At 24.4% G+C, this 735-nt stretch carries 1 protein-coding gene; it reads right to left on the reverse strand.

All coding sequences use genetic code 4. From position 1 onward, the window contains the following. A partial coding sequence (locus D9R21_RS07885) for a hypothetical protein (protein WP_158614023.1) occupies positions 1-735 on the reverse strand: 735 nt, incomplete at both ends.

The raw sequence follows: 735 nt of genomic DNA on the forward strand, positions 1-735 counted from the left end.
CGCACTATCTTCTAGCGTATTTAACAATTTATCTTTATTAAAGTTATTTTTAAATTGTTCTTGCATTTTTAATATCTTAGCAATTGTCCGATATATTTTAAAACTATCTTTTACTACTTGCTGATAAGCAAGTGGGGCAAAAGAAACTAAATTAAACAAACTTGTTTTTTTAAATCCCCAACCAATAAACCATTCACTATCCATATAAAATTTAAACGGTTCAAGAGACAAAACAAACTGTTCTGCTTTGATTAAAGTTGTCATAACGACAATAGGGGCATATTTAGGATTTTTATAATATATTGTTAAAGCAACTTCACCCGCAATTGATAAAGGAACAATTTTAACTGCTAAGAAAACATCAGAACCATAAGCAAAAGGTAATAATTGGCCTTTTTTAATAGCCTTAGTTTCAAATTTAGACAATATTTTTTTAGTTTTATCGGTAATTTTACTAATTACTTTTTGTTTAATAGTAATTATTTGTTTTTCAATTGGGGCTAATAATTTTTTAGTTACTTTTTGAATATAAAAATTCGGGTTTAAATGATTTAAAATTTTATTTAATTTAATTGGTGTTTGATGCAAGATATTTAATAATTTATTATTATATATTTTACTGCCACGCATTAAATTAGCATTTAATAGTAGGTTTTTACCAACACCTTTTTTATGAAGATTAGTCATAATGTTATATCACTCATTAGTATTAATTTTGCTTATTTTATCAATATT

It is taken from the genome of Spiroplasma endosymbiont of Megaselia nigra (assembly GCF_003987485.1).
GTDB lineage: Bacteria > Bacillota_I > Bacilli_A > Mycoplasmatales > Mycoplasmataceae > Spiroplasma.